12 protein-coding genes are annotated in these 15,453 nt (G+C 66.9%); 9 read left to right on the top strand and 3 right to left on the bottom strand.

Annotated features, from left to right (window positions below):
* Positions 1-2: 2 nt before the first annotated feature.
* Positions 3-557, bottom strand: a complete 555-nt coding sequence (locus ACEN98_RS32510) for a hypothetical protein (RefSeq protein ID WP_413388957.1) — start codon at positions 555-557, stop codon at positions 3-5.
* Between the two features lie 274 nt (positions 558-831).
* Between ACEN98_RS32510 and ACEN98_RS32515 the strand changes: the two genes are divergently transcribed.
* The 5 genes from ACEN98_RS32515 to ACEN98_RS32535 all read left to right on the top strand — a co-directional run bounded on the left by ACEN98_RS32515 (position 832) and on the right by ACEN98_RS32535 (position 9,710).
* Positions 832-1,848, top strand: coding sequence for an arabinogalactan endo-beta-1,4-galactanase (locus ACEN98_RS32515; protein ID WP_413388958.1), 1,017 nt, complete (start codon positions 832-834; stop codon positions 1,846-1,848).
* 29 nt (positions 1,849-1,877) lie between these two features.
* The gene (locus ACEN98_RS32520) at positions 1,878-3,545 is read left to right on the top strand and encodes a sodium:solute symporter family transporter (RefSeq protein WP_413388959.1); all 1,668 of its coding nucleotides are present in this window, start codon (positions 1,878-1,880) and stop codon (positions 3,543-3,545) included.
* Between the two features lie 340 nt (positions 3,546-3,885).
* Entirely contained in the window at positions 3,886-6,513 is a 2,628-nt protein-coding gene (locus tag ACEN98_RS32525) for a TonB-dependent receptor (protein ID WP_413388960.1), read from the top strand.
* An 8-nt stretch (positions 6,514-6,521) separates the two neighbouring features.
* Positions 6,522-8,957, top strand: coding sequence for a beta-galactosidase (locus tag ACEN98_RS32530; RefSeq protein WP_413388961.1), 2,436 nt, complete (start codon positions 6,522-6,524; stop codon positions 8,955-8,957).
* 276 nt (positions 8,958-9,233) lie between these two features.
* Complete coding sequence (locus ACEN98_RS32535; RefSeq protein ID WP_413388962.1) at positions 9,234-9,710, top strand: hypothetical protein; 477 nt, start codon at positions 9,234-9,236, stop codon at positions 9,708-9,710.
* Here ACEN98_RS32535 and ACEN98_RS32540 read toward each other — a convergent pair.
* Complete coding sequence (locus ACEN98_RS32540) at positions 9,679-11,271, bottom strand: glycoside hydrolase family 28 protein (RefSeq protein ID WP_413388963.1); 1,593 nt, start codon at positions 11,269-11,271, stop codon at positions 9,679-9,681. The genes ACEN98_RS32535 and ACEN98_RS32540 overlap by 32 nt on opposite strands.
* 134 nt (positions 11,272-11,405) lie before the next feature.
* Between ACEN98_RS32540 and ACEN98_RS32545 the strand changes: the two genes are divergently transcribed.
* Positions 11,406-11,993, top strand: coding sequence for a LysE family translocator (locus ACEN98_RS32545; protein ID WP_413388964.1), 588 nt, complete (start codon positions 11,406-11,408; stop codon positions 11,991-11,993).
* Positions 11,994-11,996: 3 nt separating this feature from the next.
* Here the strand turns inward: ACEN98_RS32545 and ACEN98_RS32550 are convergent, their stop codons facing one another.
* Positions 11,997-12,821, bottom strand: a complete 825-nt coding sequence (locus ACEN98_RS32550) for an AraC family transcriptional regulator (protein WP_413388965.1) — start codon at positions 12,819-12,821, stop codon at positions 11,997-11,999.
* Between the two features lie 112 nt (positions 12,822-12,933).
* On the opposite strand from ACEN98_RS32550, the gene ACEN98_RS32555 reads away from it, so the two are divergent.
* The 3 genes from ACEN98_RS32555 to ACEN98_RS32565 are packed head-to-tail and all read left to right on the top strand — an operon-like array spanning position 12,934 to position 15,430.
* On the top strand, positions 12,934-13,737 hold the full coding sequence (locus ACEN98_RS32555) for a hypothetical protein (protein ID WP_413388966.1): 804 nt from the start codon (positions 12,934-12,936) through the stop codon (positions 13,735-13,737).
* A complete protein-coding gene (locus ACEN98_RS32560; protein WP_413388967.1) occupies positions 13,734-14,087 on the top strand; it encodes a hypothetical protein in 354 nt (117 codons plus the stop codon). Before ACEN98_RS32555 ends, ACEN98_RS32560 begins: the two co-directional genes overlap by 4 nt.
* Positions 14,088-14,131: 44 nt before the next feature.
* The gene (locus ACEN98_RS32565; RefSeq protein ID WP_413388968.1) at positions 14,132-15,430 is read left to right on the top strand and encodes a hypothetical protein; all 1,299 of its coding nucleotides are present in this window, start codon (positions 14,132-14,134) and stop codon (positions 15,428-15,430) included.
* The last annotated feature ends 23 nt before the right edge of the window (positions 15,431-15,453 follow it).

Here is a 15,453-nt window from a genome sequence, read left to right on the forward strand (position 1 = left end):
CCTTACTGTTGCTGCTGCTGGACCGGCACCGTGCTGCCTTGCGGCGGCTGGTCGGGCGCCCGGTTGTCCGACGGGTCCACGCGCGGCGGCGGCAGGCCGCCCGTCTGGCCGGAGCTCGGCGCGATCGCGTCGTCCTTGCCGTTGACGGTGTCGGCGCCGGAACCGGTCGCGCCCATGCTGGAGCTGCCGTAGGCGGTGCTGCCGGACGACTGGTCAGGCGTGGCCGGGGCCGTCGTCGTGGAAACGACGCGCTCCGTCACCTCGCCGCGCGGCGCCTGGGCCAGCAGTTGCGGCGCGCTGGCCATGTCGCGCTGGTAGACCATGCGCGCTTCCTTGAGGCAGGAAGCTCGTTTGGCGGACGACTTCTTCTTGCATGCCGTCTGCTGCTCGGCGTACGCCGCGTTGATTTCCTTCTTCAGCGTGGCCATGCGCTGGGCTTTCGTCTTGTCGCCCTGCGTCCACCGCGCCGGATCTTTTGCCGCCATCGCGGGCGAGCCGGCCGCGCACAGCGCGCACGCCAGCGCGACGCCGCGCAGGATACATGTTGCTTTGCTCATCTCGACCTCCTGATTCCAATAAGGCGACGCCGACCGGCGTCAGCCGGAACCCCGCCCGAATCGACGGGTACGGGACCAGTATAGTTCGAGAGCGCTGATGACCTGCGTTCCTTTCTCCTTATCAAAAGAATACCGGATGTTTCAAGGGAAACATTGCCGCCATACGAATATTTCATAGGTGACGCGAAAAATGGATGGGGTGCGCATGGCATTTCCTGCCTAGAATCCCGGTTTGCTGCCAGATTGATAATAACGATAACGACCACGGAGACCGATGAAGCACACCTTTTCCGCCCTCGCGGCCGCATTTGCGTTCGGACTTGTGCTGGGGATTCCCTTCGCACACGCCGCCGACGTGAACTTCGCCAAGGGCGCCGACGTCGGCTGGGTCAGCGAAATGGAGGCGGCCGGCCGGGTATTCCGCAACCGCGACGGCAAGACCGCAGACCTGTTCGCCATCCTCAAGGAACAGGGCATGGACGCCATCCGCCTGCGCGCGTGGGTGAACCCGGAGGATGGCTGGAACGACACGGCGGACGTCGTCGCGAAAGCGAAGCGCGCCCAGGCCGCCGGCATGCGCGTCATGATCGATTTCCATTACAGCGATTCCTGGGCCGACCCGCAGCAGCAGACGAAACCGAAGGCCTGGGCCGGGTACACCGTGCCGCAACTGGCCGACGCCGTCGCGGCGCACACGCGGTCCGTGCTGACCGCCCTGCGCGACGCGGGCGTCACGCCGACCTGGGTCCAGGTCGGCAACGAGACCCGCACCGGCCTGCTGTGGCCCGAGGGCGACGCAACAAAACACATGGACAACTACGCGCGCTTCGTCGACAGCGGCTATGGCGCCGTCAAGCAGGTGTTCCCGGACGCGATCGTGATCGTCCACGTCGACAACTGCCACGACAACGCGACGTTCCGCTGGAACTTCGACGGCCTGAAGGCGCACGGCGCGCGCTTCGACATGATCGGCGCGTCGTCCTACCCGACGACCGCAAAGAACCACACGTGGCAAAGCGCCACGGCCGCCTGCCTCGCCAACCTCAACGACATGGTGCACCGCTACGGCAAACCGGTGATCCTGTCCGAGGTCGGCGTGCCCTGGGACCACCCGGACGGCAAGGCGGTCATCGCCGACCTGATCGCCAAGGCGCGCGCCGTCGATGGCGGCATGGCACGCGGCGTGTTTTATTGGGAGCCCGAGGCTTACGACTGGAAGGGCTATCCGATGGGCGCCTTTGACCGCGGCGGCAAGCCGACCGCGATCATGGACGCCTTCCTGGAGCGCTGAAACGCGCGAATCACAACCGAGACAAACCTATGAATCTGATTTCCCGCCTCGACGCCATCGTCTTCCTGTTCTACTTCGTCGTAGTCGCAGGCTACGGCCTGTGGGTCTACCGCCGCAAGAAGAGCGCGAATACGTCCGCCTCGCACGACTACTTCCTGGCCGAAGGTTCCCTTACCTGGTGGGCCATCGGCGCCTCGCTGATCGCCTCGAACATCTCCGCCGAGCAGTTCATCGGCATGAGCGGTTCGGGCTTCCGCATCGGCATGGCCATCGCCGTGTACGAACTGATGGCCGCCGCCACGCTCGTCATCGTCGCCGTGTTCTTCATGCCGGTCTACCTGAAGAACCACATCTACACGATGCCGCAGTTCCTCGAACAGCGCTACGGCAAGGCCGTCGCCACGACGATGGCCCTGTTCTGGCTCGGCCTGTACGTCGTCGTCAACCTGACCTCGATCCTGTACCTGGGCGCGCTGGCCATCGGCAGCGTCACCGGCATCGGCGTGCTGCCCTGCATGCTGTTCCTCGCCGTCTTCGCCGCCATCATCACGCTGGGCGGCATGAAGGTCATCGGCTACACGGACGTCATCCAGGTGACCTGCCTCGTCATCGGCGGCCTCGTGACCACGTGGCTGGCCCTGGACCTCGTCGCCAAACTGGGCAACGGCCACGGCGCGCTGCAAGGCTTCTCGACCTTGTACAACTCGACCCGCGACCACTTCGAAATGGTGCTGGGCCGCGACAACCCGAACTACATGGACCTGCCGGGCCTGTCCACGCTGATCGGCGGCATGTGGATCGTGAACCTGAACTACTGGGGCTGCAACCAGTACATCACGCAGCGCGCGCTGGGCGCCGACCTGCCGACGGCCCGCAAAGGCCTGCTGTTCGCCGCGTTCCTGAAACTGCTGATGCCGGTCATCGTCGTCATGCCGGGTATCGCCGCGTTCGCGCTGGACCGTTCCGGCGCGCTGGGCGACGCGATGCGCGTCGGCGGCGAACTGAATCCGGACCGCGCCTACCCCACCCTGCTGGCACTGCTGCCGTCGGGCCTGAAAGGCATCGCGTTCGCGGCACTGACCGCCGCCGTCGTCGCGTCGCTGGCCGGCAAGGCCAACTCGATCGCCACGATCTTCACGCTCGACATCTATCAAAAACGCCTGCATCCGAACGTCACCGAGCAGAAGATGGTGTGGATCGGCCGCATGACCGTCGTCGTGTCGATGCTGCTGGCCGTGCTGATCGCCCCGCTGATGGGCATCGACAAGAAGGGCGGCTTCCAGTACATCCAGGAATACACGGGCTTCGTCTCGCCGGGCATCCTGGCCATGTTCCTGCTGGGCTTCTTCTGGAAAAAGACCACGTCCAGCGCCGCGATGTTCGCGACCGTGGGCGGTCTCGTGTTCTCGATCATCCTGAAGTTCCTGCCGGGGATGATGGACCTGTCCTTCCTCGCCCCGATCGGCTTCGCCCACGACAACGGCAGCGGTGTCTACGAGATCCCGTTCCTGGACCGCATGTTCATCGTGTTCTGGCTGGTGGTCGCGGGCATGGTCCTGCTCAGCACCGTGTTCGCCCGCGGCAAGGTGAAGGGTCTGATCGTCGACACCAAGCTGTTCAAGGTCGACGGCGCGTTCGCCCTCGGCTCGGCCGTCATCTGCGTGGTGCTGGCCACGATCTACGGCATGTGGTGGTGATATGCAATCGTGGGCACGGGGTGCCCACTCTACAGCCTACGGCATGTGGTGGTGGTGATATGCAATCGTGGGCACGGGGTGCCCACCCTACAGCGATGACGTAGGGTGGGCTCCCCGAGCCCACCAAGCGCCAGCAATTCCAAGGCAGCCTGCGGGCTGCCTCTTTTTTTATGTTTTTCACCAGGCTATATGAACTTCGTATATACGCTGGTGAAAAACATAATGGTTGTGCTCCTTGCAACGCGACAGAATGCCGGTCAGTCGCTTGATTGGTTCGCTCGACGCACCAACAAAGTCGACAACAACACATAAGTCTAAACGACAAAAGCAAGGAGATTACATGCAGCAGAAAACCCTGAGCGTACTCGTACGCTCGCTCTTCCCATTGTTCGTCCTCCCCGCCGTCCCCGCCCTCGCCCAGCAGGCACCGCAAACCGCATCGGCCGAACCGGCCGCGGGCGGCGACACCGCCGTGCAGCAGGTCGTCGTGTCCGGCATCCGCGCGTCCGTGCGCAGCGCCCTCTCCGTCAAGGAGAACTCCAACAGCATGGTCGAAGTCGTCGCCTCCGAAGACATCGGCAAACTGCCCGACACCACCATCGCCGAATCGCTGGCGCGCCTCCCGGGCCTCGCCGCCGGTCTCGATCGCGGCAACGCCAGCCAGATCGTCGCGCGCGGCATGGGCGAACGCTTCATCGGCGCCACGCTGAACGGCCGCGAACTCGCATCGTCCGAACCGAACCGCGCGGTGCGCTTCGAGCAGTTCCCGTCCGAGTCGCTGTCCGGCGCCATCGTCTATAAGACACAGAACGCCGACCTGGTCGAAGGCGGCGTCGCGACGACCATCGACCTGCAGACCGTGCAGCCGCTGAAGTACAACGGCCGCCAGGCGTCGCTGAAGGCCGACGCGCTGTACTACCCGCTGGCGAAAGACGTCGATGCGCAGGCCGTGCGCCCGCGCCTGGGCGGCATCTGGATCGACCAGTTCGCGAACAAGACCATCGGTGCGGCCGTCGCGTTCAGCTACCAGAAGCAGCCGTCGATCGAAGAACGCAAGAACCACTGGGGCTTCAACGAAGACCATTCCGCCGACCTGAATGGCGACGGCAAAGTCGACAAGACGCCGTGGGGTTTCGAGGATGAGCTCAAGAGCGGCACCAATGAACGCAGCAGCGTGCTGGGCAAGCTGGAATGGAAGGCGAGCCCCGACGCCCTGATCACGGCCGACCTGTACTTCGCCCGCAACAAGATCCGCGAGCCGAGCGTCCAGCACTGGACCGGCGACGTCGGCAACTGGGACGGCTGGCAGACCGGGAATTACTCGAACGTCGACATCCGCAACGGCTACGTCACCGGCGCGACCGTCAAGGACGTCAGCCTGACCACGCACAGCACGCGCTGGATCCAGAACATGGACAACTTCGCCGGTGGCCTGAACGGCAAGTTCAACGTGGGCGACTGGAAGGTCGAGGCGGACGTCGCCACGTCGCGCGCGAGCCGCGCCAGCCAGTGGGCCGACGTGCGCAACACGACCGTGAACAACGGCACCCTGTCCTGGGCCTTCACCGGCAACGAGCAGCAGTCGTATTCGTACAGCCAGGACACCGGCAACCTCGCGACGTTCGGCGCGCCGCAGCTGGTCATCGACAACGACGGCCACGTGCACGACCGCCTCGATTCCGCGCAGTTGAGCGGCGCGCTGCCGCTGGACCTGGGCCCCGTCAACCGCCTCAAGATCGGCGCGCGCTTCGCCGACCGCGAGAAGTCGTACCGCCAGACCACGTGGAACATCTCGCCGAACAATGCGGCGATCCCGGCCTCCGCGTACACCACCATCAACGTGCCGGGCTACTTCCCCGCGCTGATGCTGAACGATTTCGAAGGCACCGTGTCCTCCACGTTCGGTCCGGGCGCCCTCGATGCGGCGGGCCGTACGCCGACCGCGAACGACCTGCTGGCCGGCTGGCGCGTCAAGGAGCGCACGAGCGCCCTGTATGCGCAGGCGGACCTGGACGGCGAGATGTTCGGCCTGAAGTACCGCGGCAATGCGGGCGTGCGCGTCCTGCACACCAGCCAGACGGGCGAAGGCATGGAGTCCGTGAACGGCGCGGCGCCGACGGCGGTGTCGGGCGGCGCCTCGTACACGAAGGCCCTGCCGAGCATGAACCTGATCTTCGGCCTCGACGAAGAGCAGAAACACCAGGTGCGCTTCTCGCTGGCCCGTGCCATGTCGCGTGCGCCGATGGACGAGATGCGCGCATCGCGCCAGATCTCGATGGACACGACGCCGGGCTCGCAGCAGCCGCTGACGGGCAGCGCCGGTAACCCGGGCCTGCTGCCGATGATGGCCAACCAGGCCGACCTCGCGTACCAGTGGTACTTCGACAAGGGCTCGCTGTTCTCGGCCGCGCTGTTCTACAAGCAGATCGGCAGCTACATCGGCATCACGACCGACACGACGACCATCGGCAACCGCCAGGCGGTCATCACCCGTTCCATCAACGGCGAAGGCGGCTATGTGCGCGGCCTGGAGCTGGTGTACCAGCACGCGTTCACGCGCCTGCCGGCCCCGTTCGACGGCCTGGGCGTCGCCGCGAACTGGTCGTACAACGAGAGCGACATCCACGAGTACACCAATAACTTCCCGATGGAAGGCCTGATGCGCAACAACGGCGGCGTCACGCTCTGGTACGAAAAGAACGGCTTCGAGGCCCGCCTGTCCGCCAACTACCACAGCCCGTTCGTGCGCATGCCCCGCTGGACGGCCGGGTACATGGCGGAAAACGGCGAGGAGACATACGTCACCGCGAACTTCTCGTACTACCTGACGCCGCAGCTGCAGCTGCGCGTGGGCCTGGACAACATCACGAACCAGAAAGTGGTCTACACGCAGAACGCGAACGCCTACATGCAGAACGTGATGGAATACGGCCGCCGCTACAACGTGGGCCTCTCGTACAAGTTCTGATGATGACGATGACCCGACCCACACTGCTCCGCGCCGCCGTGCTGCTGGCCTTCGCCGGCCCCGGCATGGCGGGCGCGGAACAACTCCTCACCGTCGACGCCACGGCGCCGGCGCCCGATCCGCGCACCGGCACCATCAAGCTGGGCACGGCAACGGCGCCGGGCGGCCACACGCTCGGCATCAACAACCAGTACCTCACGCGCGACGGCAAGCCCTGGCTGCCGGTGATGGGCGAGTTCCACTACACGCGCAGCCCGGCCGCCAGCTGGGATGCGGAACTCGCCAAGATGAAATCGGCCGGCATCGACATCGTCGCCAGCTACATCATCTGGAACCACCACGAAGCGGCCGAGGGTAAATTCGACTGGTCCGGCAACCGCGACCTGCGCCGCTTCGTGCAGCTCGCGCGCAAGCACGGCCTTGACGTCGTCGTGCGCGTCGGCCCGTGGTCGCACGCCGAGGTGCGCTACGGCGGCTTCCCGGACTGGGTGGTCGACGCGATGCCCACGCGCGGCAACGATCCGACTTACCTCCGTTACGTGGAACGCTACTACCGCGAGATCGGGCGCCAGCTGGACGGCCTGCTGTACAAGCAGGGCGGCCCCGTGATCGGCGCGCAGATCGAAAACGAGTACAACCTGGCCGGCCCGGGCCGCGGCGCGGAGCACATCCGCACGTTGAAGGGTCTTGCCGTGAAGGCAGGCATCGACGTGCCCTACTACACCGTCACCGGCTGGGACCAGACCCTGTACCCGTCCGGCGAAGTCACCCCGGTGTTCGGCGGCTACCCCGATGAGCCATGGGCGACCAGTACCAAGGAATTGCCGCCGAAGGAGACGTACGCGTTCCGTTTCGACACGCGCGTGAGCGGCGACCTCGGTGCCCAGACCCGCGCGAGCCAGCAGGGCACGGCGGAAACGGACATGGACAAGACCCCGTTCCTCGGCGCGGAATACGGCGCGGGCCTGCCCGCCATGTACCGCCGCCGCACGCTGGTCTCCAGCGACGACATCGCGGCCATGCTGCCCGTGCAGCTGGGCTCCGGCGTCAACCTGATGGGGTACTACATGTTCCACGGCGGGCGCAATCCCGTCGGCGGCACGACCCTCGAGGAAAGCACGAAGAGCGGCGGCTACAACGACGTCCCGGCGATCAACTACGACTTCAATGCGCCGCTGGGTCCGGACGGCCAGCAGCGCGCCGTGCTGGCGAGCCTGCGTCCGTTCCACTGGTTCCTGCACGACTTCGGCGCGCGCCTGGCGCCGATGACCGTGCGCAAACCGGACGTCGTGCCGAAGGATCCGGCCGATCTAGATACGCCGCGGTGGTCCGTGCGCAGCCGCGGCGATGCCGCGTTCCTGTTCTACGATGGCCACATCCGCCAGTATCCGACGCCGGCGCGCGAGCAGGTCCGCTTCGCGGTCAAGCTGCCCGGCGGCACGGTAACGCTGCCCCGTCAACCTGTCGACCTGCCGGCCGGTGCCTACTTCGCCTGGCCCGTCAATTTCGACTTAGGTGACGAGCGCGGCCAGCGCCTGACGTATGCGACGGCGCAGCCGCTCGCTCGGCTGGACGGCGGCACGTGGGTGTTCGCGGCGCAGGACGGCATCCCCGTCGAATTCGCGTTCGGCGAGAAAGCCCGCGGCTGCGTGCAGGCCCAGCGCGCGCACGTCGACGAGGGTGCCAGCGCGGTCGTCGTGGACGGCATCCAGCCCAGCCTCGATGCGGCGTTCACGGTGCGTTGCCCGGGCGCGAAGCCGCTGACGGTGCTCGTGCTGTCGCAGGCGCAGGCGCGCCAGGCGGCGATCGGGACGTTCCAGGGCCAGCGCCGGCTCGTGCTCAGCGACGCGCAGGCGTACTTCGACGGCGGGCGGCTCGTCCTCCGGAGCGCGGGCCAGCCCCACGTGCGCGCGGCCGTCTATCCATCGACGACGCTGAAGAGCGCCGGCCGCGACGGCCTGTTCCAGGTGTTCGACACGACGCTGCCGCCGCGCGACGTCGCGGTCGCGGTGAAGCCGCTGCGCGACGCCCAGCCGGTACGCCCGGTCCGCATCGGCGGCAACGCCAATGCGGCCGTGCAGCCGGATCCGGAAGCGTTCGGCGCGTCGGCCGCGTGGCTGCTCGACGTCGGGGCGGCGAATCGGTCGAAGGACGTGGACAGCCTGCTGCTCGACATCGACTTCACGGGCGACGTGGCCCGCCTGTTCGATGGCACGCGCATGGTCGACGACTGGTATTACAACGGCCAGCGCTGGCAATTCGACCTGGGTAACCTGCCCGCGCAGCGCCAGGGTCCGCTGACCTTGACCGTGCTGCCCCTTCGGGCGGATGCGCCGATCTACCTGCCGCGCGAGCACCGGCCCGACTTCGGCGGCAAGCCGCAGCTGGCCGAGCTGAAGGGCGTGAAGGTGGTGCCGGTCTACCGCGTCGAGATCGGCAAGTAGTCGATACCCCCACCGGTGGGGCGAGACCGTCCATGGCGCGAATGTCAAGATGCGCGCCATGGACACGTCAACCACCGGAGTTATCCCGCAGCCGCTCCCACGGCGCGGCGCAATGCTCGAGACGTTCGAGCGTTGCGTCGTCGGCGCCGCACGGTGCCTGCTCGAACAGCAGCTGGGCTTCGTCCCGGCATGGGCGGTACTCGGGAATTACCTCGGCAACGTTGGCGTGCGTGTCATCGCAACTTTGGCCCGTGCCGCCACTTCCCGAGGAGAACCATGATTTTTCACGCTTCCATTCCCGCGCGCGATCCCGAGCGCGTCGCCGCCGTCATCGCCGAGATCTGGGGCGGCCAGTCGTTCCGCTTCCCGCCGTGGCCCGGCGCGAGGGTCGCGATGGCCGGCGACGTGCGCGGGTCGATGGTCGAGGTCTACCCGCACACGCTGCCGATGGCGCCGGGGAACGGCGCCGGGATGGCCCGGCCGCATCCGGACGCCGCCCCGCGCCCGTACGCCTGCTTCCACCTGGCCATCGGGACCGAGCGTTCCGTCGAGGAGATCCTCGCGATCGGCCGGCGCGAAGGCTGGCGCGCGGTGCCCTGCTCGCGCGGCGGCGTGTTCGACGTCGTCGAGCTGTGGCTCGAGAATGGCCTGATGTTCGAGGTGCTGACGCCCGAGATGCAGCACGATTACCGCCGGGGCGTGAACCTGGACATGTGGCGTATCACGCGCGAGGAGGAGCCGATGCCGGCCTGACCCGCCGTATGGCCGGTACGCCGGCCGCGCGGCCGAATCGCACGTGGTCGAAGCGCTCGCCTTTCACGTCGTCCAGCACGACGGGCGGCCGCGCATCCGGCGCCGCGGTGCGCAGGTCGGCGTGATGGACCTCCACGTTGCGCGCATGGCGCACGTACAGGCCGTAGGCCGGCGTCACCCCGAACATGCTCGGTTCCGGATAGTGGTCCGGCACCTCGGGCGGCACGCGCCGCGCATCCGCCGCCGTGCCCCCGCCGCCGTACACGATCGTGATGTTCGACAGCCGCACGTCCTCGACGGGCGCCTCCGGCAGGCCGGCGACGATAGCCGCGTACGGCGCGTTCGCCTGCGACACGACCACGTTGCTGATGTTCACCCGCCGGATCGCGCCGACGCGTGTGCCCGCGGGCGCGCGCATGCGCCGGCCCAGGCGGATGAACAGCGGCGCCGTCGTCAGGTCGCGCATGGCGAGATTGTCGACGGCGACGTCCTCGATGACGGCGCCGTCCACGCTTTCGATCGCCAGGCCGCGGCAATGCTCGAACACGCAGTTCGCGATGACGATATTGCGGAAGCCGCCGTTCGATTCCGTGCCCAGCTTGATGCGGCCGCACACGCCTTCCTCGTCCGGCGCTTTCAGCTGCGTCTTCTGGTAGGTCCCGTCCAGCAGCGTGCCGAGGTCGAAGCCCGAGACCTGGCAACCCGTGATCGTCACGTGCTCCGTGAAGCGCGCGCGGCCCAGTGCGTACGAACTCTTCAGGCAGATCGCGTCGTCGTTCGGCGTATTGACCGCGCAGTCGCTGATGCGGACATTCCGGCAGCAATCGATGTCGAAGCCGTCGCGCTCCGTGTCGACGGTGAGATTAGCGATCGTCAGGTTGTCCACGCCCGTCGCCAGGACGGCAAAGTGGCCGCACTTGAGCATCGAGAAGTCGCGCAGGAGCACGTTGCGGCAGTTCTTCAGGGCGATCGCCTTGTTGCCCTTGCCGTCCATCTCCGCGCCGAACACGGCGCCGGACTTCGCGCGCTCGCCCATCGGATCCTTGCCGCCGAGCGAGGACGGCATGTCGCCGGCGTTGAGCGGCCGGTTCGCGCCCGGCCCCGAGCGCGTCAGGCCGCGCCCCCAGATGCGGCCCGGACCCAGGATCGCCACGTCTTCGAGATTCTCGCCCCAGATCAGCGAGTTGTGCCAGTGGCTGTGGCCGAAGTCCTGGTAGGCGTCGTGCGGGTTCGGCTCGGCCGGGTCGTAGCGGCCCTGGCCGTCCGCCGGATCGGCCGCGACGATCACGCTGCCGGCGTCGAGGTACAGCGCGACGCGGCTTTGCAGCCGGATCGAAAAGCTCAGGTAGCGGCCGGCCGGGAAACGCACGGTGCCGCCACCGGCGGCGCTGGCCGCGGCGATGGCGGCGTGGATGGCATCCGTGTCCACCGTGGTGCCGTCGCCGCGGGCGCCGAACGTACGCACGTCGAAGTCCGCGGCCAGCGCCGGTGCGCACACGGACGCGCAGGCGGCGCCGAGCCCCTTCAGGAGGCGGCGCCGGGTCGTATCGAAGGAAGTCATCGCAGCACCATACCATCGCGACGCCGCGCCGAACGCGCAAGTTGCTGAGCAATTGGTTGGGTCATTTTTTTCAATACCGGCCCGCGTGCCGCCGCTATCGTCTGCCCCATCCCTCAACACGAAAGGAAACGCAGATGAGCATGTTCGCTTCGATGGCCGCTTTCGCCCTCGCCACCTCGATCTCTCCGGGCCCCGTCAACGTCGTCGCCCTCGGCAGCGGCGCCCGCCACGGCTTCACGGCCAGCCTCGCCCACGTCACCGGCGCCACCACCGGGTTCTGCCTGCTGCTCGTGCTGGCCGGACTCGGGCTGCACGAAGTGGTCGCCGCCTGGCCGCAGGTGACGAACGTCGTGCGCTGGGCCGGCGTCGTCTTCCTGCTCTACATGGCGTGGAAACTGGCGAGCGACGCGGGCGAGCTGGATGCGGGCGAGACGGCGGCGCGGCCGACGATGCTGCAGGGCGCCGCCCTGCAATGGCTGAGTCCCAAGGCGTGGCTGGCCGCGCTGGCGGGCATGGGCACGTATGCGTCCGACGGCGCGGCGTCCGCCGTCTGGCTGTTCGCCGCGATCTACTTCGTCGTGTGCTGGCTGTCGATCGCCGCGTGGGCCTGGGCCGGCAGCCGTTTGCAGGTGTACCTGCGCACCCCGCGCCGCGTGCGCGTCTTCAACCGGACGATGGCCGGCATGCTCGTGGCGAGCGTCGTCTGGCTGGCTGCCGCCTGACGTTCAGTCGCGGTACTGGCCCGGCGTGGCGGCGGTCATCCGCTTGAACACGCGCTGGAAGTGGGCCTGGTCGGCAAAGCCCGTGTCGAGCGCGACCTCGGCGATGGGCGCGCCGGCCCGCAGCCGCGCCTTCGCGTACTGGATGCGGCGGTTGGTCTGGTATTCGTGCGGCGCGACACCGTAGCGCTTCTTGAATGCGCGGATCAGGTAGGAGCCGGACAGGTTCGCCGCCTCGCACAGGTCCTGCAGCGGCAGGGCGTCCGCGAAATGCGCGTCGATGTGGCGCGCGACGCGTTCGACTTTCGGCGTGACCGTATCCGGGGCGGGTCCGGGCGCCAGCGCGCCGTCCAGGCGCGCGACGAAATCGACGACTGCGGCCTCGCGTTCCGCAGCACTGCGATCCGGCTCCGCCAGCACGGCGAACAACCGCACGCCCGCCTCCACCAGGTGCGGCGCGCGCAACGCCGCCTGTGCGTACGCGCGGAACGCGGGATTCGCCAGGCCGCGCACGCGCGCCTGGACGCCGCCCAGCCACACGGGATCGAAGTAGAACATCACATAGGACCACGGCGCGTCGTCGACCGGATTGCAGCCGTGGACGTCGCCCGGATTGATGACGACGACTGCACCCTGCTCCACCACTTCCGCATGCGCGCCGTTGACGTAAGTGCTGCGGCCGCCCGTGATGACGCCGACGGAATGCGTCTCGTGCCAATGGCGCCCGTAGTGCAGGCCGCGCCCGTCGGCGACGTGGCGCGCTTCGATGAACGGCAAGGCGGGGTCGCGCCAGAAGACCTGGGCGGCGGGGTGGCAGTCGGGTCGGGGCATGATCGTGCGCTTTGAAGATCGTCCGTCCATTCTACCAGCCGTGACAAAGCGTGCATCTTTTCGTGACGCGATCCGGTAAGCTGCCGACCGTCGACATTTCGGGATCATCGCCGTGACAAGGATTCGAGCGTGGCTGCCCTTGCTGGGCGCACTGGGTTGCTGGGCTCCGCCTTCCGCGGCGCAGGAGGCGCACGAAAATGCGCCGCAGGTCGTCAGGATCGAAGCCGTGCGCGACGTGGACGAAGTCCCGTACCGCAGGTTCTACAAGGGGATGCAGGTCTTCGCCGAACACCGCCAGCTCGCACCGGGCGCCGCCCTGCGATTCCGGCTGTATCCGCGCGCGCAGGACGCATCGTTCGCGGGCCTCGTCGTCACCCTCGTCGCCGGCAAGACCGAGCTGCCGGTCGAACTGGACGCGAACCAGTCGTTCACCCTGCCGATGGATGCGCGCCTGGCCGCGCAGGATGCCGTCGTCATGACGAACAAACAAGACGGTACGTACGCCTGGCGCGTCGATATCCGCACGCCGGGACTGCCGCCCGCTACACGCCGCCTGGGCGACCTGCGGCTCGAGTGCAAGGTCGACATGAAGGGGGCGGAACTGCGCCGCATGGTGCGCGATCCGTCGATCATGGCGCTCGTCGCCACGGGCGATCCGTGCACGTACCGCACGTTCCAGAACCCGTTCTTCGCCGACCGTCCCGTGTTCAACGTCACGCTCGTCCACGGCGCCCGGCGCGAAGCGATCGCGGGCGAATGGATGTACGCGAATTCCGCGCGCCTGCTGCCGGAAGCCGGCTATGCGCTCGTCGACTGGGGCCATGCGCGCGACCGGCAGTACATCCCGGCGATCTTCGACGCAAACTGGCCGGACGACACGCTGCTCGAATTCGAGTACATGGACGATCCGCCATGAGAGCGGCGATCATGCTCTCGCTGGCCGCACTGCTGGCCGGCTGCGCCGCCACCGGCAACGGCCGGATCGAAACGTTGACGCAGGACCGCGCCGCCGGCCTGCTGGTCGCGGGCACGACGACGAGGGACGACGTTCGCCGCGCGCTGGGCGACGCGTCCGTGACGGCGTTCCCGAACGGCCGCGAAGTCTGGTTCTACCGGTACGACGACAGCGCCGCACGGCTCGTGAAATACGTGCCCCTGGTCGGCCGCATGGCAGCGACGGGCACGCAGATCCGGGAACTCAGGATCCTGTTCGATGCGGATGGACGGGTGCGCAAATTCAGGTTGCAGGATATTCGTGTCCAATAGAATGCCTGGACAAACAAAAACCGAACTGTTTTCAAGGTGAATCGATGGCGCTGATTAAACACGCGGGCGTGAATTGCACCGACGCCTACAACAGCATTTTTTCCGACGCTCACCATCATTGCGCGACCGTGAGCAGCGTGAGGGACGAGCCGCATTTCGTACGGGACCTGATCTCGGAGCGGACCGTACGGCAATTGAATGCCGAGTCGTCCAATCTGTACGACCAGAACGTCAACGCCGTGAATTTCCGGGCGACTTTCTTGCACGGTTCGCCGTATGCGAAGTTCACGGCCGGGCAAGAAAACCCGAGGTGCGAGCTCGCGGATGGGATGTTCGTCGTTTACGTCACCGAACCGGCGGGCAATGGAATACACAGGGTCACCCGCAGGGCCGCCTGCTTGCTGATGGTGAAGCGCTCCGGCGACCGGCTTCCCCTCACGTTTCCGTACGATCCCGTCAACGGTCCGGACCCGGTCGGCACCGACCATTCGCAGTTCTACCTGTTCCATCGATGGCCGCGATTCGAACTCCAGACAGGATACGCCTCACGGCCGAAAGGCCACGGCTTCTACCATATTGCCGTGCCTCCCAATGGCGCCGGCGCAGCGACCCACGACATCGGAAAATTTGGTGTCTTGTGGGACCACGGCGCTGGAAACACGAGGTGGGAGACCAATCAGAAGTCGGTCCACTGGCTTGCGGGCGAGCCGACACCCAGTGCCCGGGTGGACCCGGCCCATGAATCGCTAGGCAAGTTACTGGAAGATCTTGTCGATGGCGCACCGGGCGCCGGGCGCGAATTCAAGCCGGCGCCGTCCAATCCCAACGGTTGGGATGGGCTGATGGGCACGTTGCTGGGCTACCCCATCGCAGGGCCGACCGCGCCCGGGGCGCCGCCGCTGACCGTGGACAGCATCATGGCGAAGTGGACATGGGGCGGCAAGCAGAAGCGCGACGTCAATCCGCTTGGGCTGGGTTTCCTCGCCCAACGTCGAAGCCCGATTGGATTGGACGTATTCGAGGCGCTCGATACGGTCCGGGGAACGATTGCCCAGCACGCGCGTCAACTGGCCTTCGGAGATTTCGACCATTTACCGTTCCATGCGCGTCATGCATTTCCGCTTCACTATCTCAACGATGCGATGAAGCCAACGCCGCCACACTTTTTCGACCTTGCGGGTGAAGCGCCGCCGCCCCGGTTTCCCGTGCTGATCGCTACGGTGACCCGGTTCAGATCCGACGAGCTGCCTTTGGAGAGTCGCGCTCTCACCCTGGAACAAAGGGCAACCGCGACCGACCGTGCGATCGAGCAAGCATACGACTTACTCCGGTACCTGAGCTGAGCTTGCGCGCACGGGCCGTTGGC

The organism is Massilia sp. CT11-137, from assembly GCF_047302885.1.
Classification (GTDB): Bacteria; Pseudomonadota; Gammaproteobacteria; order Burkholderiales; family Burkholderiaceae_D; genus Telluria; species Telluria orientalis.